At 70.4% G+C, this 19,566-nt stretch carries 19 protein-coding genes and 1 pseudogene; 6 read left to right on the top strand and 14 right to left on the bottom strand.

Annotated features, from left to right (window positions below; translation table 11 throughout):
• Window position 1: 1 nt before the first annotated feature.
• Genes RNL97_RS29440 through RNL97_RS29430 form a run of 3 tightly spaced genes read right to left on the bottom strand, consistent with a single transcriptional unit; the run spans window position 2 to window position 3,396 of the window.
• Window positions 2–2,281 (bottom strand): catalase, encoded by a 2,280-nt coding sequence (locus tag RNL97_RS29440; RefSeq protein ID WP_030584779.1) that lies wholly within the window; start codon window positions 2,279–2,281, stop codon window positions 2–4.
• Entirely contained in the window at window positions 2,274–2,423 is a 150-nt protein-coding gene (locus tag RNL97_RS29435) for a hypothetical protein (RefSeq protein ID WP_158709133.1), read from the bottom strand. Before RNL97_RS29435 ends, RNL97_RS29440 begins: the two co-directional genes overlap by 8 nt.
• Before the next feature lie 22 nt (window positions 2,424–2,445).
• Window positions 2,446–3,396, bottom strand: coding sequence for a HemK2/MTQ2 family protein methyltransferase (locus RNL97_RS29430; RefSeq protein ID WP_313751403.1), 951 nt, complete (start codon window positions 3,394–3,396; stop codon window positions 2,446–2,448).
• A 611-nt stretch (window positions 3,397–4,007) separates the two neighbouring features.
• Here RNL97_RS29430 and RNL97_RS29425 point away from each other — a divergent pair.
• Window positions 4,008–4,472: an MSMEG_6728 family protein gene (locus tag RNL97_RS29425; protein WP_030584785.1), complete on the top strand. Its 465-nt coding sequence runs from the start codon at window positions 4,008–4,010 to the stop codon at window positions 4,470–4,472.
• 268 nt (window positions 4,473–4,740) lie between these two features.
• Here the strand turns inward: RNL97_RS29425 and RNL97_RS29420 are convergent, their stop codons facing one another.
• A complete protein-coding gene (locus RNL97_RS29420) occupies window positions 4,741–5,031 on the bottom strand; it encodes an FAD-binding oxidoreductase (RefSeq protein WP_030584788.1) in 291 nt (96 codons plus the stop codon).
• 832 nt (window positions 5,032–5,863) lie between these two features.
• Here RNL97_RS29420 and RNL97_RS29415 point away from each other — a divergent pair.
• Window positions 5,864–6,334, top strand: coding sequence for an ATP-binding protein (locus RNL97_RS29415; protein ID WP_030584802.1), 471 nt, complete (start codon window positions 5,864–5,866; stop codon window positions 6,332–6,334).
• A 129-nt stretch (window positions 6,335–6,463) separates the two neighbouring features.
• On the opposite strand, the gene RNL97_RS29410 is transcribed toward RNL97_RS29415, so the two are convergent.
• From RNL97_RS29410 to RNL97_RS29395, 4 genes are all read right to left on the bottom strand, one after another.
• On the bottom strand, window positions 6,464–6,619 hold the full coding sequence (locus RNL97_RS29410; protein WP_199814206.1) for a DUF6131 family protein: 156 nt from the start codon (window positions 6,617–6,619) through the stop codon (window positions 6,464–6,466).
• 482 nt (window positions 6,620–7,101) lie between these two features.
• A complete protein-coding gene (locus tag RNL97_RS29405) occupies window positions 7,102–7,749 on the bottom strand; it encodes a class F sortase (RefSeq protein ID WP_030584805.1) in 648 nt (215 codons plus the stop codon).
• Window positions 7,750–7,801: 52 nt separating this feature from the next.
• On the bottom strand, window positions 7,802–8,434 hold the full coding sequence (locus RNL97_RS29400; RefSeq protein ID WP_313751402.1) for a hypothetical protein: 633 nt from the start codon (window positions 8,432–8,434) through the stop codon (window positions 7,802–7,804).
• Window positions 8,435–8,599: 165 nt separating this feature from the next.
• Window positions 8,600–10,576 (bottom strand): heavy metal translocating P-type ATPase, encoded by a 1,977-nt coding sequence (locus RNL97_RS29395; RefSeq protein ID WP_313751401.1) that lies wholly within the window; start codon window positions 10,574–10,576, stop codon window positions 8,600–8,602.
• Window positions 10,577–10,671: 95 nt separating this feature from the next.
• On the opposite strand from RNL97_RS29395, the gene RNL97_RS29390 reads away from it, so the two are divergent.
• The gene (locus RNL97_RS29390; protein WP_030584811.1) at window positions 10,672–11,058 is read left to right on the top strand and encodes an ArsR/SmtB family transcription factor; all 387 of its coding nucleotides are present in this window, start codon (window positions 10,672–10,674) and stop codon (window positions 11,056–11,058) included.
• Between the two features lie 88 nt (window positions 11,059–11,146).
• Here RNL97_RS29390 and RNL97_RS33145 read toward each other — a convergent pair.
• From RNL97_RS33145 to RNL97_RS29365, 6 genes and pseudogenes are all read right to left on the bottom strand, one after another.
• Window positions 11,147–11,215 (bottom strand): annotated as a pseudogene (locus tag RNL97_RS33145) (hypothetical protein); the annotation flags it as partial.
• A 33-nt stretch (window positions 11,216–11,248) separates the two neighbouring features.
• Window positions 11,249–11,467: an Fpg/Nei family DNA glycosylase gene (locus tag RNL97_RS29385; RefSeq protein WP_313751681.1), complete on the bottom strand. Its 219-nt coding sequence runs from the start codon at window positions 11,465–11,467 to the stop codon at window positions 11,249–11,251.
• 19 nt (window positions 11,468–11,486) lie between these two features.
• A complete protein-coding gene (gene ligD / locus RNL97_RS29380; RefSeq protein WP_313751400.1) occupies window positions 11,487–11,936 on the bottom strand; it encodes a non-homologous end-joining DNA ligase LigD in 450 nt (149 codons plus the stop codon).
• Window positions 11,933–13,501 carry an FAD-dependent oxidoreductase gene (locus RNL97_RS29375; RefSeq protein ID WP_313751399.1) on the bottom strand — a complete coding sequence of 523 codons (1,569 nt, stop codon included), beginning with the start codon at window positions 13,499–13,501 and terminating at the stop codon, window positions 11,933–11,935. The genes ligD and RNL97_RS29375 overlap by 4 nt, the downstream gene beginning before the upstream one ends.
• Before the next feature lie 240 nt (window positions 13,502–13,741).
• Window positions 13,742–14,551 (bottom strand): SDR family oxidoreductase, encoded by an 810-nt coding sequence (locus RNL97_RS29370; protein WP_313751398.1) that lies wholly within the window; start codon window positions 14,549–14,551, stop codon window positions 13,742–13,744.
• 75 nt (window positions 14,552–14,626) lie between these two features.
• Window positions 14,627–15,826, bottom strand: a complete 1,200-nt coding sequence (locus RNL97_RS29365; RefSeq protein WP_234313413.1) for an FUSC family protein — start codon at window positions 15,824–15,826, stop codon at window positions 14,627–14,629.
• Window positions 15,827–16,448: 622 nt separating this feature from the next.
• On the opposite strand from RNL97_RS29365, the gene RNL97_RS29360 reads away from it, so the two are divergent.
• The 3 genes from RNL97_RS29360 (at window position 16,449) to manD (ending at window position 19,550) form a co-directional block, all read left to right on the top strand.
• Window positions 16,449–17,321, top strand: coding sequence for a glycoside hydrolase family 19 protein (locus RNL97_RS29360; protein ID WP_030584826.1), 873 nt, complete (start codon window positions 16,449–16,451; stop codon window positions 17,319–17,321).
• A 130-nt stretch (window positions 17,322–17,451) separates the two neighbouring features.
• A complete protein-coding gene (locus RNL97_RS29355) occupies window positions 17,452–18,297 on the top strand; it encodes a carbohydrate ABC transporter permease (protein WP_030584829.1) in 846 nt (281 codons plus the stop codon).
• A 38-nt stretch (window positions 18,298–18,335) separates the two neighbouring features.
• Complete coding sequence (gene manD, locus RNL97_RS29350) at window positions 18,336–19,550, top strand: D-mannonate dehydratase ManD (RefSeq protein ID WP_243315925.1); 1,215 nt, start codon at window positions 18,336–18,338, stop codon at window positions 19,548–19,550.
• The last annotated feature ends 16 nt before the right edge of the window (window positions 19,551–19,566 follow it).

Genomic DNA, 19,566 nt, shown 5'->3' with positions numbered 1-19,566 from the left:
ATCAGACAGCCGGGTTGAACCGGTCCCAGGCTCGGTGGTGCGCCAGCATTCCGGTGAGGCCATCCAGGACCGCGGCAGGCTCGGCAGCAGTGACCACGCCGGGAGCGTCGGGAGCGATACCGGCGGTCTCCAGAGCGTCGAGGCCGTCGGCCCAGGCCCCGATGGCCTTGCCGTGACGGTATGCCTCGGTGATCAGCAGCAGGACCCGGGGATCGACGCCGGCGGTCACCACCGCGTCGTCATCGACCTTGGCATCGCGGGCACCGGTCGCGTCAGGGCCGGGGGCCGGTGCGCCGGCGAGCAGGATGGCGTCGAACTCGACGGACCGTGCGGTGGTGAAGGTGCGTTGCACGGTGACGGGCTCGCCGTCCTGGTCGAGCTTTCCCCCGGTCGGAGCGATGACCAGCGGAACCATTCCGGCGTCCAGCACCGCCTGGCGTACCGACCGAACGCCGCCCAGGTCCTGATCTCCGGCGGTGACGATGCCGATGATCCGGCCGTCCGCCGGCCACCTGTCACCCAACTGCGACAGAGCCGGGCTCGGGTCCGGCTCGCCCAGGGACACGGTTGCCTGCGGGGCGGGCAGTCCGAGGCCGGCGGCCACCTGTTCGCACAGCACGCTGTCGATGTTCGCCAGCACGAGCAGGGCACGTTCCTTGATCGCCTGCTCGTAGCACTTGCCGAGTTCGAAGGTGTAGGCGGCGACGATGTGCTCGCGCTCCGTGGGGGTCATGCTCAGCCAGAACAGGCGGGGCTGGCTGAAGTGGTCGTCGAAGGAAGCAGGGGCGTCCCGGACCTTGCGGGCTGCGGGGACCTCGGCGGGCACCTCGATGTAGGCACCGGTGTCCTCCCCGGCAAGGAACGGGCAGCCGCCGTCCAGGGAATTGGGCCGGTACGGCGCAACACCGCGGTGGACCGCGGTCTGGTGCATACCGTCGCGCAGCATGTCGTTGACGGGTGCGTGGGTGCGGTTGATCGGCAGTTGGCCGAAGTTGGGTCCGCCGAGCCGCGTGAGCTGGGTGTCGAGGTAGGAGAAGAGGCGGCCCTGGAGCAGCGGGTCGTCGGTGACGTCGATGCCGGGCACCAGGTGGCCGAGGTGGAAGGCGACCTGTTCGGTCTCGGCGAAGTAGTTCGACGGGTTGGCGTTCAGAGTCATCAGCCCGATCGGCTGCACCGGCGCCAGCTCCTCGGGCACGATCTTCGTCGGGTCCAGCAGGTCGATGCCCTCGAACATCTGGTCCTCGGTGTCCGGGAAAGTCTGCACCCCCAGCTCCCACTGGGGGAAGGCGCCCGCTTCGATCGCGTCGGCGAGGTCCCGGCGGTGGAAGTCCGGGTCGACTCCGGCGGTGATCTGCGCCTCCTCCCACACCAGGGAATGGACGCCGAGCTTGGGCTTCCAGTGGAACTTCACCAGCGTCGTTTCGCCTTGGGCGTTGACGAGGCGGAAGGTGTGGACTCCGAAGCCCTCCATCATCCGGTAGGACCGCGGGATGCCGCGGTCGGACATGTTCCACAGCGTGTGGTGCGTCGCCTCCGTGTGGAGGGTGACGAAGTCCCAGAACGTGTCGTGCGCGCTCTGGGCCTGCGGGATCTCCCGGTCCGGGTGCGGCTTCCCGGCGTGGATGACGTCGGGGAACTTGATCGCGTCCTGGATGAAGAAGACCGGGATGTTGTTCCCGACCAGGTCGAAGACACCTTCTTCGGTGTAGAACTTCGTCGCGAAGCCCCGGGTGTCGCGCACCGTGTCGGCCGAACCCCGCGAACCGAGAACGGTGGAGAAGCGGACGAACACGGGTGTCTCGGCGTCCTTGGCCAGGAACGCTGACTTGCAGATCTGCCCGGCAGTGCCATAGCCGTGGAAGACGCCGTGCGCTGCTGCGCCCCGGGCGTGCACAACGCGCTCGGGGATGCGCTCGTGGTCGAAGTGGGTGATCTTCTCCCGCAGGTGGTGGTCCTGCAGCAGTACCGGCCCGCGCGGGCCCGCCTTGAGCGAGTGGTCGGTGTCGTACAGCCGAGCCCCCTGCGCGGTCGTCAGGCGGTCCCCGCCCTGCGCCACCTTCTTCCGGGGGACTCCGGTCTCCTGTCCGGTCGGGCTGTACGTCTCCGGGCCCCGCTGGTCGGGTTTGGGCGGCAGCGGACCGGTCGGCTCGGTGGGCTCTTCCACGGGCGGCGGCACCGGCCCCGGCGCACCGGGGATCTCGTTCACGGCCCCGACGGCGTCCTGTACCTTTTCGACCACCTTGTCAGCGGCGGCCTTCACGGGGTTCTTCTTCTCACTCATGGAGTTTCCCATCGTTGCGGAGGATGTCGTCTGTCATCGAGGGCGGGACAGGTGGTGAGGGGGATGCCGGGGCGGCGACCGCGGAGTTGACCGCGACGAGCTCCGCCCCGGAGAGCGAGCTGGGCAGGGGGCGCTCGCTCACCTCTGTCTCTTCCGTGCGGCGGTCACGGTCTGCCTTGCGGCTGCGCGGCCGTCGCCAGGGGTATGCGCAGAGCGGAGCGGTCGGTTCGCCGGCCTGCCGGCAGGAATTCGCACAGCCTGTCTTCGAGCAGACCCGTGGCGTGGATGCCGAACGCCACGTCGATCTCGGGACCGGGCTCAGTGGCCAGGAGCGGTTCGACCACCTCATGCCGGACGACCTGCTCACGCACGGCGTCGGCCTCGACGTGCTCCTCGTAGGAACGTGCGGCGGCCGGTCCGGCGCCCGTGCGTCGCGTCGCCTTCGCGAGCCGTCGGAAACCGGACGAAAGTCGGCGGCGTCGCGCACGGAAGACCACCAGTTCCTCTTTGTCCTGCTGCTCGTCGTCCATCAGCCCCCGGTCGCGCAGCCGCAGCAGCCGGGAGCGCATCACCGGGCCGAGCGGGACGAGCTCGCGGTCGATGACCTGCGTGTCGAAACCGAGGCTGTGGAGAGCATCGATCGTGATATCGACGCGGCACATCGCCGAATGCACCATGAGCAACGTTCCGCCCGACCCCAGAACGGTTGCGGCGGTCATACAGACCTGGTCGACGACCGCGCGGCCATCCAGGCCGCCGTCCCACGTACGGGCCTTGCCGCGCACAGGCGGCAGGGCGGCAGGGGCCGGCACGTAGGGCGGATTACTGATCACCAGGTCGTATCCACCCCTGTCGAGGGTGGACAGATCCCGGTAGCGGACAGTGATGCGCCGGCGGTGGAGAGCGGCGTTCAGTCCGGCGCACAGCACCGCCCTGCGGGAGATGTCCACAGCCGTGACCCGAGCACCCAGGCGGGCCGCGTGTACCGCCAAGGCTCCACTGCCCGTGCCGAGTTCCAGCACCCGCTTGCATGGATCGGCGAGTTCTCTGCCGACAGCGCGCATCAGGAGGTGCGTGTCATGCTGCGGGGCATAAACACCCGGCAAGGCAAGCATCCGTTGCGGCCTCCTGCGAAGTCTCTCCGCCATGTCTGCTGATCGCCCTCTCAGTGGCGACGACTGTCCGCCGCTCGTCCAGGATGTATTGCTGAAATGAGGACCGCCATTCAAACGGTTACGGAACGTATTCGGGCTTACGTCGGGTTGGGTCAACACCTCGCGTCCCCCGATGCCCGGGCAGTCGTCAGCTCGCCCGGAGCAGCCTCTCGACGGGCACGGACTGGTCGGCCGCCGACGCACTGTTCGTGGACCGCAGCCCTGGCGTAGGCGGAGCAGTAGGGAAAGCACCGTCCTCAGCCCGCCCTTCTCGCAGATCGTCGCAGCCGACTCACACTGCTCTCGCCGGGAATCGGCAAGTCCTCGTGCGTTCCGTGCTGCCGGAACCGGTGAGGCTTACTCCGGCTGTCCCGAAAGTCCCGGCCCATCCCTCACGTGGTCGGCGTAATCCGGCAGGACGCGCGGGCCGCTACGGGACGCCCGGCAGTCAGCCCGGGGTTCCCCAGACCTCCGGGTGCTGGGTGGCTCTTGATGTGCGAGATTGAAGCCCCTGGCATTCCGTTAGTCGTTCCCTCATGACCGGCGGCATCGACCTCAAGAGGTGGGCCGGCATGCAGACGTTCCTGCCCTATCCCGACTTCGTCGCCTCCGCCGCATCACTGGACCCCCGGCGTCTGGGCAAACAGCGTGTCGAAGCACTTCAGGTGCTGCGCGGCTTGACGGTCCCTGGCTACGGGTGGCGGCACCACCCGGCCGTGCGCATGTGGGTGGGTTACCAGGAGGCGCTGGTGCGCTACGGGCTTGAGATCTGCCGCGTGTGGACGGCGACCGGACGCGCGGATACGTGCGCCGCTTCGCTCCTGACCGAGTTCTCGGCTCAGGGGACGGAGGGGGTGCGTACGCAAGCACAACTCGCGGCGCACCACGAGTTGCCGCCATGGCTGGGGGATCCCGCTTTCCACCGCAGCCACCGGTCCGCGCTACGGGGCAAGGACCCGAATTTCTACACTCCTCTGTTCCCCGACGATCCGGACGACCTGCCCTACATGTGGCCGGCCTCCGACCGCTCCGGCTAGCGGAAGGGGACCCGGGGACTCCAGGACCTGGCGGCCACCTGCCCGCGCGTTCCGGTTCACACCGTTCCCTCGGAACATCCGTCACTGGCCGGGCAGGGCCCGGCGTCGGGTGGCACGGTCCCGGTGGGAGCCGGCGGTCCGCGAACGCGTGGAGCCATCCGGTCTCCGCCCCCCTGTGTCGCACCTGCACGATCTTGCGCAGCGCCGAGAGGTTCCACCACCGATGGGGTTGGAGGCCGATGAGCGGCTCCGCCCCAGGGTCATCCGCTCAACCGCAATGGTGCAACAGCTGGCTGCTGTAGAGCAGCGCGACACGGTCGCGGCCCGACCGGTCGGCGAGCCGGGTGCGGATCATGCTCATCATCGGTGTCACGGCGCTGCCTGCCGCGACGAGCACGATCTCGTCCGGGGGCTGCGGCTCGGTGTGGAAGGACCCCGACGGGCCGCGCACTGCGAGGCGGTCCCCGGCCCGGAGGCTCCGGTGTACATGGGTTGAGAAGCGGCCGCCGTCGGTGTGCTTGACGGTGACCTCCAGCCGGGACGCCCCGGGTGCCGACACCTCGCGCGCTTTTCGCCGCGTTGGGCGGAAGGTGGACGCGACGGAACGAGGTGGCGACGTTGCGGTGACACTGCCGCTGGTGTGGGCGCTGAAACGCTCGGCGGGTCTACGTCCTCTCCGCGCTCCGGTTCTCCCGATGGACGTCGGTGGGGAGGTCGCGGTGCAGCAGGAGCCCTCCCGCTCGGGCCCGGATCGCGTCTCCCGGGCTGCCGGCACCGGGAGTAGATGCTTCACGCTGGTGGTCTCTGCGCGGCTCCAGTCGGTGAACCTGCTTCCTGGCCAACGAGCGAATGAGATCCATCGGCGTGACCGAGTTCAGCTTCCGTAACGCCAGACGCGGCACGATCTGCACCTTGATCGAGCCGTCGACATACTCCTTCGTGGAGAGTCCGTCATCATGCGCTGCCGGGGACGCCACTGCTTCGCGCACTCCTCGACCGCCTGTTGCCCCAGTTCCCGACGTGCCGCCGCCACCGACGGCACCGTCGTCTTCTTTCCGTGTAAAGCTGCCTCAGGTTCTCCGCGTAGAGCTGCGTCAGGCGCTCGATCGCGTCATCCTGCGTGCCGTGACCGGACTCCTCGCGCTGCTTGCCGAGCGCGTCCCGGAAACAGACCGACCTGCGCATCGCCGCCCCCTCTTCCACCGTCATCCGCCTCTTCGACGTCGTGGGCGCCGACACCTTTCCCGCAGATCCACCCCACCGTCGAAGCCGCCCAAACCGCTTGACCCGGCACCCACGATTTCGGCCTGTCTGAAATGCGCGGGGCCGGGTAAGCGAGGTGAGCCAGCAGTCGCGGCGGGCCGCGACGCGCGTTGAACGGGGGGAATCTCATGGAGCAGCTGACCATGACCGGGCAGGAACGACGAGAGGCGGCCGCCACGGGCACCGTCAGGGGCAGCACCGGCTACGACATGGCATCCGGCGATATAGCGCGCGCCCGCGCATTCGTCAGAGAATTCCTCGACGCCGCGCAGTCACAGCACGGCCTGCGCGTCTCCGCCCGGGCGGTGGAGACCGCTCAACTGGTCGTCAGCGAACTGGCCACGAACGTCTGCAAGTACGCCCCGGGCCCCTGCCTGCTCGACCTTGAGACCGACGGCGATCTGCTGGACATCGTGATGTGGGACTCCGGCCCCGTCCTGCCTACCGCCTCCTCGGCCGACCCCACCCGCATCGGCCAGCACGGCCTCGAACTCGTCCTCATGGTCTGTCAGAGTTTCGCCATTCACCGCGAGCCGGTCGGCAAGCGCATCCGCGTCCAGGTCCTTCTTCGCGACGATCTGGGGGCCTCCACCGCCTAGCGGGACCCACCCGCCCTGATCACGAGCAGCGGGTCCCCGCGAGGGGCAAGGGGAAGACACCGCGGATTGCAGGGCACGCTGTTTTCGCCGCGCTCAGACCCCTCGCGCGGCACGCCGAGGATGAGCCTGTCACCAGTAGTGCCGTCGTCCCCCCACCGCATGCCCCAGGGCACCGAGAACCCACAGCACCGCGCCGACAGCCACCAGGATGATGCCGATGGTCCACAGAAACCCGACACCGGCAATCAGGCCGATGATCAGAAGAATGAGGCCGAGGATGATCATGACGCCTCCCACTCATTGCCCCTTGTCATCAGTTTCACGCTGAAGGGTTCGGCCCACAACCGGTGGCAACCTGCCGCGCCGACAGTTTTGCGCCCTGATCGGGCGCAGGGGTATACGTCGCGTCGAGCGCGACGGTCTCGGGCTCGGCGCACTCCCCCGGGCCAGACCGAAGCCGAGGGTCGGGAGAGGCCGCGACGACGGACTCGATGACGTGAGCCGTGTCGAACCTGGAGCAGCCGACCGCCAGAGCTCCCCGCCTCTCCCGGAAGCCCGGCTTGTTCCTCAGCGGTGGGCGTGATCCGGCACGGCTCGCGCGGACGCGCGTGTCACCCGCTCGGAAGGAGGGCGGGAGAACGCCCGGACGTCGGGCAGTCCGGGCGGCTGTTCGGGGCGGTGCGGGTCCGAGTGGGCCGGCCCCGTCTCGCTCGTGGGAGTGGCCGGTACCTCGCCCCCGAGGTACCGGCCGAGTCTGAACGCGGCGTTCAGGCCGCCTTCCTCAGGGACGTGAGGTGGGCGAAGACCACCACGTTCGCCGAGTAGCCCGCCTTCTCGTCGAAACGCCCGCCGCAGGTCAGCAGCCGGAGTTCGGGCCGTCCGGTCTCTCCGTAGACTTTGTCGTCGGGGAACTTGTCCTTCGTGTACGTCTTCACCGCGTCCACCGTGAACACCGCGGTCTTCCGGTCCGCGCGCGTCACGTTGACCTTGTCGCCCCGGCGCAGCGCGTTGAGGTTCAGGAAGATGGCGGGGCCGGTCCTGGTGTCCCGGTGTCCCACGAGCAGCGCCGTGCCGTCCTCGCCGGGCGACGGACCCTTCTCGTACCAACCGGTGAGTTTGGGCTTGCTCAACGGCGGGGCTCCGAGCCGGCCCTTCGCGTCGAGGCCGAGGCCGGTGACCTTCGCCTCGATGAAGATGGCGGGAATGGCGACCTTCAGTGGGCGGGAGGGCACCAGGGGGGCGTGCGAGGCGGGCACGTGCTTGTCCGGTTTGTGCGGTGCCCGCCGGAACGGCTCCCGCCCGCCGCCCGCGGAGTCCCCGCCGCGGGCGGCGGTGGCCGTCCGGGTGTCCTCGGCGGAGCCCGAGGACACCCAGACGATGCCGGCCACCAGAGAGAACGTCACGCACAGCGTCATGGTGAGACGGCATGCGCGCGTCGGGCCTCTTCGTCGCCGTCGGCAGCGGACGTTACGCTTCGCCACGGGCACGGCGACGTGCGGAACGGCGCACCATGATCAGGCCCGCGGCTCCTACTGCCCCGGCGGCCAGTGCGGTGACGGTTCCGGCGTTCGAGTCGCTCTCGGAGCTGATGGGCTCCATGTCCGGGACCCCACCGCCGCCCGCGGGGACCGCACCGATGGGCTTCTGCGGCGTGTGAGGCTTGCTGCCGCCGTGACCGCGGTCGGGGCACTCGACCTTGAAGCTCCTCTGCTTCGGTCCCGCCGGGACGACCCACACCAGCTGGTACGTGCCCTCCGGGAGCAGGTACGTCTCACTGCGCGCACTGCCGTTGATGAGCGGAAGCCTGTCCATCAGGGTGGTGCCCGGCGGCACGGTCGGAGGCTGCTCGGTGATCGTCCAGGGGACCGAGGGGAACGACTCGAAGTTACTCGCCGACAACACGAACTTGCAGACCTCGACGCCCTTGCGGTCACTGCTCGAGTGCCAGCTGACCGAGCGGACATCGATGTTGCCGCTGTCGCCGGGGGCGGCATAGGCGGCGGGCGCGCCGGCCAGGGTGGCACCGGCGACCGCGACCGCGACGGCCGCCGCAGCGCCCGTACGGACGCTGCGTGAGCGAACAGAACTGGAGATACGCATGAAGGCTCCTTAAGCCGAGATGATTGTCGTACTGATCACCTGATCGCCTAAGAGATGCCATGAAAAGTCGTAAAAGTCAGATAAGACACGAGAACTCACCAGAAGTTCCCTGATCGGCGGACAGCGCGCGGGTGGAAATCGGCCGCACTGAGGGTTTCCGCCTGTTCACGCGATGTCCTTCACCGAGGAGCCGGTCCAGGCGTGCTCGCGCAGCAGGCGCAGCCCGTTGAGGCCGACGATGACGGTGGAGCCCTCGTGGCCGGCGACGCCGAGCGGCAGCGGGAGTGTGCCGATGAGGTCCCAGGCGACCAGGGCGGTGATGAACACCCCGGCGATGGTCAGGTTCTGGACGACGAGGCGGCGGGCGGTGCGGGAGAGGGCCATGACGGCGGGGACGGTGGCGAGTTCGTCGCGGACGACGACGGCGTCGGCGGTCTCCAGTGCGAGGTCGGATCCGGCCTTGCCCATCGCGATCCCGGTGTGCGCGGCGGCCAACGCGGGGGCGTCGTTGACGCCGTCGCCGACGACCAGGACCCGGCGGCCCTCGGCCTCCCACGCGCGTACGGCGGCCACCTTGTCCTGCGGGAGCAGCCCGGCCCGGACGTCGGTGATACCGACCTCGGCGGCGAGGTGACGGGCGGCGCGCTCGTTGTCGCCGGTCAGGAGGGTCGGCGGGCGGCCGGTCAGTTCGGTGAGCGCGGCGACCGTCGCCTTCGCGTGGCTACGGAGCCGGTCCGCGATGCCCAGAACGCCGACCGGTACGTCGTCGCGCAGGACGAGGACCGCGGTACGGCCCTTGTCCTCCAGCGACCGGACCACGCGGTCGAGGTCGTCGCCGCCGGCGGGGGCGAGGTGGGCCGGGGAGCCGACCCGGACGGGGCGGCCGCCGACGGCGGCGGTGACACCGGCGCCCGGGGCCGAGGTGAACCCGGTCGCCTCGGCCAGGGCGAGTCCTCGCTCGCGGGCGGCCCGCACGATCGCGCGGGCCAGCGGGTGTTCGCTGGCGTGCTCGGCGGAGGCCGCCAGCCGCAGGAGAGCGTTCTCGTCCGGAGCGCCGCCGGGCAGCGGGGTGATGTCGGTGACGCGCGGGGTGCCCTCGGTGAGCGTGCCGGTCTTGTCCAGGGCGACGGTGTCGATCTGGCCGAGGCTTTCCATGACGACGGCGGACTTCGCGAGGACACCGTGACGGCCCGCGTTGGCGATGGCGGACAGCAGCGGCGGCATGGTGGAGAGAACCACGGCGCAGGGTGAGGCGACGATCATGAACGTCATCGCGCGCAGCAGCGCCGGCTGAAGGGGGTCGCCGAAGGCGAGCGGGACGCCGAAGACGGCCAGGGTCGCGATGACCATGCCGATCGAGTACCGCTGCTCGATCTTCTCGATGAACAGCTGGGTCGGCGCCTTGGTCTCGGAGGCTTCCTCGACCAACTTCACGATCCGGGCGATCACCGAGTCGGCCGGGTCCCGCTCCACGCGTACCCGCAGGGCGCCGGTGCCGTTGACCGTACCGGCGAACACCTCGTCGTCCGCCTGCTTGGCCACCGGCAGGGGTTCGCCGGTGATGGTGGCCTGGTCGACGTCGCTCGCCCCGTCGAGAACCTTCCCGTCGGCGCCGACCCGCTCCCCGGGGCGCACCAGGATCGTGTCCCCGACGGCGAGACGCCCGGTGTCGACGCTCTCCTCCGTGCCGTCGGCCAGGAGCCGGGTGGCCGTGGTGGGGGCGAGGTCGAGCAGGCCGCGCACCGAGTCCGCCGTACGGGCGGTCGCGACGGCCTCCAGGGCACCGGAGGTGGCGAAGATGACGATCAGCAGCGCCCCGTCCAGGACCTGCCCGATCGCGGCGGCGCCGAGCGCCGCCACGACCATCAGCAGGTCCACGTCCAGCGTCTTGTCCCGCAGGGCCTTCAGCCCCTCCCACCCCGGCTCCCATCCGCCGGTGACGTACGTCGCGGCGAACAGCGGCGCCCACAGCCAGGCCGGACCGCCCAGCAGGTGGACCGGCAGGGCGAGGACGAACAGCACCAGGGCCGCGAGCGCCCAGCGGGCCTCGGGAAGTGCCAGGACGCGGGTACGGCGCCGGGGCGGGGCCGGGCGCGGACCACCGACGGACGGCGCGGACCGCTGGTCCAGAGCAGAAGGCATGACGAAGAGACCCTTCACGGGCGGGGGCGGGGCAACATCTCCACCATACAAGAACATATGAAGAGGTCTTCAAGTGTCGTCGGTAAGATGGTCCCATGGGCCACGGAAGCGACACCCCCAGCAGCGCCACCACGCGCGACCGCCTCGACGCGGTCGGCACCGCCGATGTCGCCGCCACCCTCCAGGCGCTCGCCACCCCTTCGAGGCTGCACATCCTGGCCCGCCTCCAGGAGGGCCCCTGCTCCGTCGGCGACCTAGCCGAGGCGGTCGGCATGGAATCCTCCGCCTGCTCGCACCAGTTGCGACTCCTGCGCAACCTGGGCCTGGTCACCGGCGAGCGTCACGGACGGTCGATCATCTACGCGCTCTACGACAACCACGTCGCCGAACTCCTCGACCAAGCTCTGTACCACGTCGAGCACTTGAGGCTCGGTGTCCGCGACGCACCGGCCGAGACCCCCGAACCTGCCGTCGCCGACTGATCCGGTGGTCAGGCCGAGCACCTGCGCGTGCCCTGGCCGCCCTCAACTGGCTGGTCACGCCCGAGGACGCCGGGGTGATGCTCGAGCGCTATTTCTGGCAGTGCGGGCACCCCACCGTGCGCCGCCCCGACCTTCGGGTCGCTTCCAGCCGCCGAGCGCAACGAGGACACGTGGGATCCGGCTCGCCCCGTCAGCCACGAGGGGCGCGCTCGGCACGGACGGACGTACGCAGGGTGCGCCTCATCGCCCCGTGGAGCGTGCGGACGGCGTCGGCGTCCAGGTGGCGGGCCGGTGTGCGCGGGTCGATCCGTGCCCGCCAGAGAACTTCGTCGCTGAGGAGGTTCCCGAGGCCCGCGAGGACGGACTGGTTCACGAGCGCGTCCTTGACCGTGCCCCGCCGACCGGACAGCGCCTCCGTTCGCGCAGACTCAGGGCTGCCGTGCGGACGCGCCGAAGTCGTCGTCCGCCGGGTCGAGGTCGAACACCATCCGGCCGGGGTGGTGCGGCCGGTCCGCCCGGGAGACGAAGCGGTGCGGGGTGATGCACGCCTGTCCGGCGAGGTACACGAGCGCGGCGGGTTCGTCGCCCACCGCGTAGGTCACCGTGCCGTCGGCCTTGGGCAGTTCGACCCGGTGGAACCAGTCCGGGAAATGGTCGGGGACGTCCTTCTGCATGAAGGACTGCCCTTCGATGCCCTCGGGGCACCGCTCCATCATGAGCGGCCGTCCGCGCAGCTGGGGCACCATCGCGTCGGCGGCGAGGCGGTAGTAGTCCGCCAGGTCCGACTTGGTGATCCCGTCGGCCGGGAACAGCACCTTGTCGGGGCGGGTGACGACAACCGTGCGACGGCCCACGCGGAGACGCTCCTCCGCGCTCATGCGGTCTCCTCCCCCGGCTCACCGGTGACGTCCAGCTGCTCCAGGGGCCGTGTCGCCGGCCCTTGGAGCACCGCGCCGTCGGTGGCGAACCGGGACCCGTGGCACGGGCACTCCCAGGTCGTTTCCGCCTCGTTGAAGGACACCAGGCAGCCGAGGTGGGTGCACCGCGCGGATACGGCCCGCAGCGTCCCGTCCTGGCTCCGGTGGACGGCGCAGCGCCGCCCCTTGACCCGTACGACCGCGCCTGTACCCGGCGGGATCTCGTCGACCGAATCGACGTGCGTCACCCGCATCCGGTCACCCGCGAAGTGTTTGGCCACGTCGGCCTGCTGCCGCAGGAGCGCGGGAGCCTCGCGCAGCACGTCCGCGACGCGCCGCGGGTCGTACAGCTCCGCCCAGGCCGGACGGGCGCCGGAGCCGGTGATAAGGGAAGTGAGCAGGCGTCCGGCGAGGATGCCGCCTGTCATCCCCCAGCCTCCGAAGCCGGTCGCCACGTACGTGTGGCGGGCCCCGACGTGGAAGGGGCCCACGAGAGGCACCGTATCGCTGGGGTCGTTGTCCTGTGCCGCCCACCGGTACGCGGTGGGGCCCACCGGGAAGCGTTCGCGCATCCAGGCGTCGAGACGCTCGAAGCCCTTCTGCGGGTCGCCCGTTCCGGGGGTGAAGCTCTCCCCGGTGACGATCAGCAGGCGCCGGTCCGCGTCGAGAGGTGCCGTTCGCACCGAACGCTTTCCCTCGTCCTCGGTGATGTACATGCCCCGCGGAGCCTCGTCGGCGGCGACGGGGGCGGCCACCACCAGCTCCCGCCGGGGCGACAGCCGTGCGAAGAGCACGGCGCGGTCGAAGACGGGATAGTGCGTGGCGATGACCACGTCGCGGGCGACCACCTGTCGTCCGTCCTCCGTGGTCAGTCGGCACGGCTGTCCCTCGGAAAGGCCGGTGACCCGGGTGCGTTCGTGGATGAGGCCGCCCCGCTCCGACAGGTCCTCGGCCAGCGCCGCGAGATATTTACGCGGGTGGAACTGGGCCTGTCCGTCGAGCCGGACCGCGCCCCCGACCGGGAAGGGAAGCTCCGTCCGGGTGACGAACGAGACGTCCAGGCCCGCGTCGGCGGCCGCCCGGGCCTCCGCCTCCACGGCATCGCGCGAAGCGGGCCCGGCCGCGTAGGCGTAGGCGCTCACACGTTCCAGTTCGCAGTCGACGTCCAGCTCGTCGGCGATCGCCACCAACCGCTCCACCGCGTCCAGTTGCGACCTTGCGTAGAGCCGTGCCGCCTCGGCGCCCCGGGTCCGTCGCAGCCGGTCGTAGACGAGCGAGTGCAGCGCCGACACCTTGGCCGTGGTGTAGCCGGTGACCCCGGAGGCGATGCGGTCGGCCTCCAGCACGGCGACGCTCCGGCCTGCCCGGGACAGCTCCCATGCCGTGCTCAGGCCGGCGATGCCGCCGCCCACCACGGCGACGTCCACCTCGATGTCCTCGGTGAGGGGCGGGTGATCAGGAATGGGCGCGGTCTCCATCCAGTAGGACTCTTCGAGCCCCGAGAAGGAACGGGGGGCGGCGGCCATGGTGTGTTCTCCCCACGTAGGGTGCGCGAGCCGTTCTGCTGTCGCCGGGTACCACGGCGGCCGAGCGCCAAACGCCGCCGGACAGCGCCGGGACGAGGGCACGGCAGCCGGAGAAGCCCCACGGACCCGGAGCGCACGCGCACCGGACGGACAAGGGCGGGGGCCCCGGGGCGGAGTTCCGCCAAAGGAGCGTCCGGACCACCCTCAGCGCGTACGGGTGTGAGTCGGCCGGTAGCGAGGTCAGGGGCGGCGCCAGTCGTCGGAGCGCAGGTGGGACCCCGCCTGCGGGCCCATCCGCAGCATTCCGCCGTCCACCGCCCAGGAGGCGCCGGTGGTGTACGAGGACTCGGGACCGGCGAGAAAGGCGACCACGGAGGCGACCTCGCGGGCGTCGCCGGGACGCCCGAGCGGGATGCCCGGCCGGTCCACGCTCTCCACGTCGGTGTCCTCCTGGCCCGTCATCGGCGTGGCGATCTCGCCCGGAGCCACCGCGTTCACCGTGATGCCGTACTCGGCCAGTTCCAGCGCCATCACCTGTGTCAACAGGCCGAGGCCGCCCTTCGCTGCGCAGTAGGGGGCGGCGCCCACGCGGGGTTGGTGCTCGTGCACCGAGGTGATGTTCACGATGCGCCCACCGTCTCCCTGGGCGATCATGCGGCGGGCCGCACGCTGCGAGCAGAGGAACGGCCCGATGAGGTCCACGTCGACGACCTGCTGGACCGTGGCGTGGTCCAGGTCGAGGAACCGGGTGGACGTTCCGGTGCCCGCGCAGTTGACGAGGACGTCGAGCCTGCCCAGCTCGCCCGCCAGGGCGTCCACCACCTCGGCGGCGTCCGGCAGCTCGGTGAGATCCAGCCGGGCGAGGGCGGCACGCCGGCCGACGCCGTGAACTTCGGCCGCGGTGTCCTCGCCACCCCGCCGGTCGCGGTGGTAGGTAATGCCCACGTCCATGCCCTGCTGCGCGAGCTTCACGGCAACCGCTCTGCCGATACCCGAGTCCGCGCCGGTGACCAGGGCGACGGGGGTGCTCAACCCGGTGGCGTCGGTCATTTCTCCTCCAGGGGCGGTACGGGGAAGGGGGCGGGCCCACACGGGCCGTGCTGCGGGTACCGCGGTCATCGGGCGTCAAACGTGCTGTTCACCGGCTTCGGCGTCCTCCGCGTCGGGCGTGAGGTCGTCCAGCAGGGCGTGGCAGTCGGCGATCAGGCTGCCGAGCGCGGCTCCCGTGTCGGGGTCCTGGCCGTGCAACTGCTCCTTCACGGCGGCGAGGGCCCGTCGGGCGTCGGCCAGCGCGGTGTCCCGCCGGTCGCGCTGCCCTTGGTCCGTGCCGTCCGCCATGAGGGACTCGTACGCCTCGCACACCTCCGCCGCCGCCGACAGGAGCCGGCCGAGTTCGCGCCGGGCACGGTCCAAGGGGCGGGGCAGTCCGCGGTCCTCGGAAGCGGTCTCCCAGAGCGTGAGGGTGAGCGCGAGCAGCCGGTTCACCACCCGGGCCCAGAGGATGTCCCAGTCGGTCGACGGAGCGGGGGTCCAGCGGCGGAGGCGGCGGCCGGGGTTGAGCCGGGAGCTCTCGGCGTCCCACCCCCGTCCGACGTACAGCTCCGAGAGCGCGGCCATCAGGTCCTTGGCGCTGCGGTGCCACTGCTCCGCGCGCGGTGCGTCGTAGTCCTCCATACCGTCGGCCAGGTCCCGCAGCAGGTGTGCGCTGTCGCGCGGCAGTGCGGACGCCAGCCTCCTGACGTGGTGGGAGTGGACCGGCGGGAGCACGAGGGCGTTGACGGCGATGCCCACGGCGGCCCCCACCAGGGTCTCCAGGAGCCGGTGCCCGACGGCCGGCCACGAGTAGGAGCCGTACGCGAGGACGAAGAGGGCGGTGGTCGACGCGTACAGGCCCTGCCCGCCGACGGGGGCCAGATTGCCCAGCAACGTCGTGAGCGGGAGAGCGATGACCACGGCGATCATCGTGTTGCCGGTGAGGGCGGCGGCACCGGCGGCGAGCAGCGTACCGGCCGTGATCATGAGGACGATCTGGACGGCGGTGCGCAGGGACCGGTAGACGGTCCCCTGGACCAGCGCGACAGCCGCCCAGGGCGCCATCAGGGCCATGGGCGCCTCCAGCCACCACCCGGTCAGGGCCCAGGCGATGATGGCCGCGGCGGCCGCCTTCAAGGACTGCACCACCTGGTAGCGGTCGGGGCGGTGCAGACGAGGGGCGAGGCGGGCGCGTGCTGCCTTCACGACGGAGGTGGCACGGGTGAGGACGGGTTCGGCACGCCGCGCTTCCGTCCGCCGGCCGGAGGAGGTGATCGGGGAGATGGCGTTCACACCCCCTCGTGCGGGACGTCGTGGCGCAGTCGCTGGCGGGACCGGTGGAGCAGGCGCGAGACGAGTTCACTGCGCGGCCTCTCCCGCCCGCGCCCCGGCGGCGTTTCCCGCAGCCTTCGCAATCCCTGCCGCGAGGGCGATTCGCCCTGGTCCGGGCGCCGTTCGGGGCCGGATGCAGCCTGCATACGCGTCCACTCCTCGTCGACGATGTGTTGGGCCGCCGTCGGAGTGCGGGGCGCAGGTTGGACAGGGCCGCCCGCGACTCCCACGGGCGCGCCTGCTGTCCGAAGCGCGTGGGCTCGCGTGCCCGTGTGCTCGGCACGTAAACACCTCGGACCCAGTAAACCTGTCCGCCTCGGCGTCGGCAGCCGGAGTGGAGCGGGGACGAGCGTGGCCGGGGCGGGGCAGCCCCGGATCGGCCCGGAGCCGGCGCCGGCGCCGATGCCCGCCACATTCTCCTTACTCGGCCATTGGTCTATACCTTGACTGGATCATGCCAAGCCGCTTGAGTGTGGTCACACCCCCATCACGGTCGTGACCGGACGCCGCGCACCCCGGTCCGGGCGGCCGTCGCGCTTAGAGGAGTGACCGAGTGCTCAGACATCGCATCGCGAGAACGCTCATGACCCTGCTGCTGGTGACCGGGCTCGCGGCGGCGTTCGCCCCCGCCGCCTCGGCGGCCCCCCTCAAGGCCGTCGCCGGTCCGTGCGACACGGCACCCAACTGGCAGGCGGGTTCCTGGTACACGGCGGGGACCGTCGTCCGCTTCAACGGGGCCTACTACATCGCCGAGCACGACAACCCGGCCTACGATCCGACCATCAGCACGTGGTACTGGGACCCCTACACCTGTGGCGGCGGCAACCCGCCCACCACCGGCTTCCCGGTCAGCCAAGCGCAGTTCGACCAGATGTTCCCGAACAGGAACTCCTTCTACACCTACAGCGGACTCGTCTCCGCGCTGAGCGCGTACCCGGCGTTCGCCAACACGGGCAGCACCGAGATCAAGCGTCGCGAAGCGGCGGCCTTCCTGGCCAACGTCAGCCACGAGACCGGCGGCCTCGTCCACATCGTGGAGCAGAACACCGCCAACTATCCGCACTACTGCGACTGGAGCCAGCCCTACGGCTGCCCGGCCGGACAGGCCGCGTACTACGGCAAGGGGCCCATCCAGCTCTCCTGGAACTTCAACTACAAGGCCGCGGGCGACGCACTCGGCATCGACCTGCTGAACAACCCCTGGCTCGTCCAGAACAACGCGTCCGTCTCCTGGAAGACCGCCCTCTGGTACTGGAACACCCAAAACGGCCCGGGGTGGATGACCGCGCACAACGCGATCGTCAACAACCAGGGTTTCGGTCACACGATCCGCGCCATCAACGGCAGCATCGAGTGCAACGGCGGCAACCCCGCCCAGGTGCAGAGCCGCATCTCCAAATTCCAGCAGTTCACCCAGATCCTGGGCACCACGCCCGGTTCCAACCTGAGCTGCTGACACCCTTCACAGCAGTCGCGGGCCGGGGCCGACACCTCCGGCCCGCGACACCCCCGCCGCCTGGTGCCTCGCGCCCGTTCATCATCGGTGCCGTGGTACTGCTGCGCCGCCGGGGCGGAAGGAAGAACACATGAGTGCCACCCTCTCCCCCGCGCGGACCCGGCGCGGCCGGCGTCACGGTTCCTGGCTGCGGGGCATCGCCATCACCGTCGTGACACTCGTCTTCGCGCTGCCGGTGGTGTGGATGTTCGCCGCCGCCTTCAAGACCAACGTGCAGGTCACCGATCCGTCGGTCGGGTTGTGGTTCACTCCGACGCTGGACAACTTCCGTGCCGTCGTCGAGGCCGGGCAGATCGTGCGCTCGATGGGCAACTCCCTGCTGGTCGAGGTGGTTTCGACCGTGCTCTCCGCGGTGATCGCGGTGCCGGCCGCCTGGGCGGTCGGGCGATTCTCGATGCAGCGCACCGGTTCGGTGATCCTCGTCGCGCGTATCGTCCCGGCGATCTCGCTGCTGGTGCCGTGGTACTACCTGTTCGCGCGGATGGGCCTGGTCGGCTCCTACACGGTGCTCGTCCTCAGCCATATGTTCGTCTCGGTCCCGCTGATCATATGGATCATGATCAGCTTCTTCGCCGGGCTGCCGGTCGAGCTGGAGGAGGCCGCCCGTACCGACGGGCTGAGCGCCTTCGGCGCGTTCTGGCGGATCTCGCTGCCGCTCGCCGCGCCCGGCACCGCGACCGCGTCCCTGCTCGCCTTCGTCTTCAGCTGGAACAACTTCATGTTCGCGCTGGTCTTCTCCGACGACCGGACCCGGACCGTGCCGGTCACCCTGTTCAACTTCATCTCCTACGCGAGTACGGACTGGGGCGGTCTGATGGCCGCCGCGGCCCTCATCACCGTGCCCGTGGTCCTGGCAGCCGTCCTCGGCCAGAAGTACCTGGTGGCCGGGCTGACGTCCGGCGCCTCCAAGGGCTGAACCCACCACTCCCCCACCTGCGGAAAGAGCACTCACGCATGAAGATCGTCGACGCGAAGGTCGTCGTCACCAGCCCCGGCCGCAACTTCGTCACCCTCAAGCTGACCACCGACGAAGGGCTGACCGGCCTCGGCGACGCCACCCTCAACGGGCGGGAGCTGGCCGTCGTCAGCTACCTCACCGGCCATGTCGCCCCGCTGCTGACCGGGCTCGACCCGCATCGCATCGAGGACACCTGGCAGTCCCTGTACCGGGGCGCCTACTGGAGGCGCGGACCGGTGACCATGGCCGCCATCGCCGCCGTCGACGTGGCGCTGTGGGACATCAAGGCCAAGGCCGCCGGGCTGCCGCTGTACCAGCTGCTGGGCGGCGCGAGCCGGGAGCGGATCGGAACGTACGGTCACGCCAACGGGCGGGACATACCCGAGCTGCTCGACTCCGTACGGGCCCGGATCGCCGAAGGCTATCCGGCCGTCCGCATCCAGTCCGGCATCCCTGGCATCAAGGCGGTGTACGGAGTGTCGGACACCGACGACACCGGTACGCCGGTCCTCCACCAGCAGGCCCGCCCCCTGGTGGAGGACTGGGACACGGCGGCCTACCTGCGCCATGTGCCGACCGTGTTCGAGGCGGTGCGCGCGGAGTTCGGGGCCGAGCTGCCGCTGCTGCACGACTCCCATCACCGGCTCACCCCGGTCCAGGCCGCCCGGCTCGGCAAGGACCTGGAGCCCTACCGGCCGTTCTGGCTGGAGGACTGCACCCCGGCCGAGAATCAGGAGGCGCTGCGCCTGGTCCGCCGGTCCACGACGACACCGCTGGCCGTGGGCGAGGTCTTCAACACGGTGTACGACTACCAGGCCCTGGTCACCGAGCAGCTGATCGACTACGTCCGGTCCGCCGTGACCCACTTCGGCGGGGTCACCCCGTTGCGGAAGCTCTTCGACTTCGCCGCGCAGTACCAGATCAAGAGCGCGATCCACGGCCCCGAGGACATCTCCCCGGTCGGAATGGCCGCGGCCGTCCATCTCGACCTGGCCGTGCACAACTTCGGCATCCAGGAGTACTCCCGCCACACCCCGCTCACCGACGAGGTGTTCCGGCACGCCTACACCTTCTCCGACGGACACCTGCACCCGGGCGAGGAGCCCGGCATCGGGGTGGAACTGGACGAGGAGCTGGCCGCCGCCCACCCGTACGCGGCCGCGTATCTGCCGGTCAACCGGCTCCACGACGGGACCGTGCACGACTGGTGACGCCCGGTGCGGCGCG

It is taken from the genome of Streptomyces parvus (genome assembly GCF_032121415.1).
GTDB classification, from domain to species: domain Bacteria; phylum Actinomycetota; class Actinomycetes; order Streptomycetales; family Streptomycetaceae; genus Streptomyces; species Streptomyces globisporus_A.
Note: the sequence above shows the minus strand (reverse complement) of the source record. Positions and strands in the feature narration are given on the sequence as shown.

What these genes read in the sequence shown, in the direction of transcription:
- RNL97_RS29440 (WP_030584779.1), bottom strand. Translation starts at nt 2,281, where the DNA reads ATGAGTGAGAAGAAGAACCCCGTGAAGGCCGCCGCTGACAAGGTGGTC.
- RNL97_RS29430 (WP_313751403.1), bottom strand. Translation starts at nt 3,396, where the DNA reads ATGCTTGCCTTGCCGGGTGTTTATGCCCCGCAGCATGACACGCACCTC.
- RNL97_RS29425 (WP_030584785.1), top strand. Translation starts at nt 4,008, where the DNA reads ATGCAGACGTTCCTGCCCTATCCCGACTTCGTCGCCTCCGCCGCATCA.
- RNL97_RS29415 (WP_030584802.1), top strand. Translation starts at nt 5,864, where the DNA reads ATGGAGCAGCTGACCATGACCGGGCAGGAACGACGAGAGGCGGCCGCC.
- RNL97_RS29410 (WP_199814206.1), bottom strand. Translation starts at nt 6,619, where the DNA reads ATGATCATCCTCGGCCTCATTCTTCTGATCATCGGCCTGATTGCCGGT.
- RNL97_RS29405 (WP_030584805.1), bottom strand. Translation starts at nt 7,749, where the DNA reads ATGACGCTGTGCGTGACGTTCTCTCTGGTGGCCGGCATCGTCTGGGTG.
- RNL97_RS29400 (WP_313751402.1), bottom strand. Translation starts at nt 8,434, where the DNA reads ATGCGTATCTCCAGTTCTGTTCGCTCACGCAGCGTCCGTACGGGCGCT.
- RNL97_RS29395 (WP_313751401.1), bottom strand. Translation starts at nt 10,576, where the DNA reads ATGCCTTCTGCTCTGGACCAGCGGTCCGCGCCGTCCGTCGGTGGTCCG.
- RNL97_RS29390 (WP_030584811.1), top strand. Translation starts at nt 10,672, where the DNA reads ATGGGCCACGGAAGCGACACCCCCAGCAGCGCCACCACGCGCGACCGC.
- ligD (WP_313751400.1), bottom strand. Translation starts at nt 11,936, where the DNA reads ATGAGCGCGGAGGAGCGTCTCCGCGTGGGCCGTCGCACGGTTGTCGTC.
- RNL97_RS29375 (WP_313751399.1), bottom strand. Translation starts at nt 13,501, where the DNA reads ATGGCCGCCGCCCCCCGTTCCTTCTCGGGGCTCGAAGAGTCCTACTGG.
- RNL97_RS29370 (WP_313751398.1), bottom strand. Translation starts at nt 14,551, where the DNA reads ATGACCGACGCCACCGGGTTGAGCACCCCCGTCGCCCTGGTCACCGGC.
- RNL97_RS29360 (WP_030584826.1), top strand. Translation starts at nt 16,449, where the DNA reads ATGACCCTGCTGCTGGTGACCGGGCTCGCGGCGGCGTTCGCCCCCGCC.
- RNL97_RS29355 (WP_030584829.1), top strand. Translation starts at nt 17,452, where the DNA reads ATGAGTGCCACCCTCTCCCCCGCGCGGACCCGGCGCGGCCGGCGTCAC.
- manD (WP_243315925.1), top strand. Translation starts at nt 18,336, where the DNA reads ATGAAGATCGTCGACGCGAAGGTCGTCGTCACCAGCCCCGGCCGCAAC.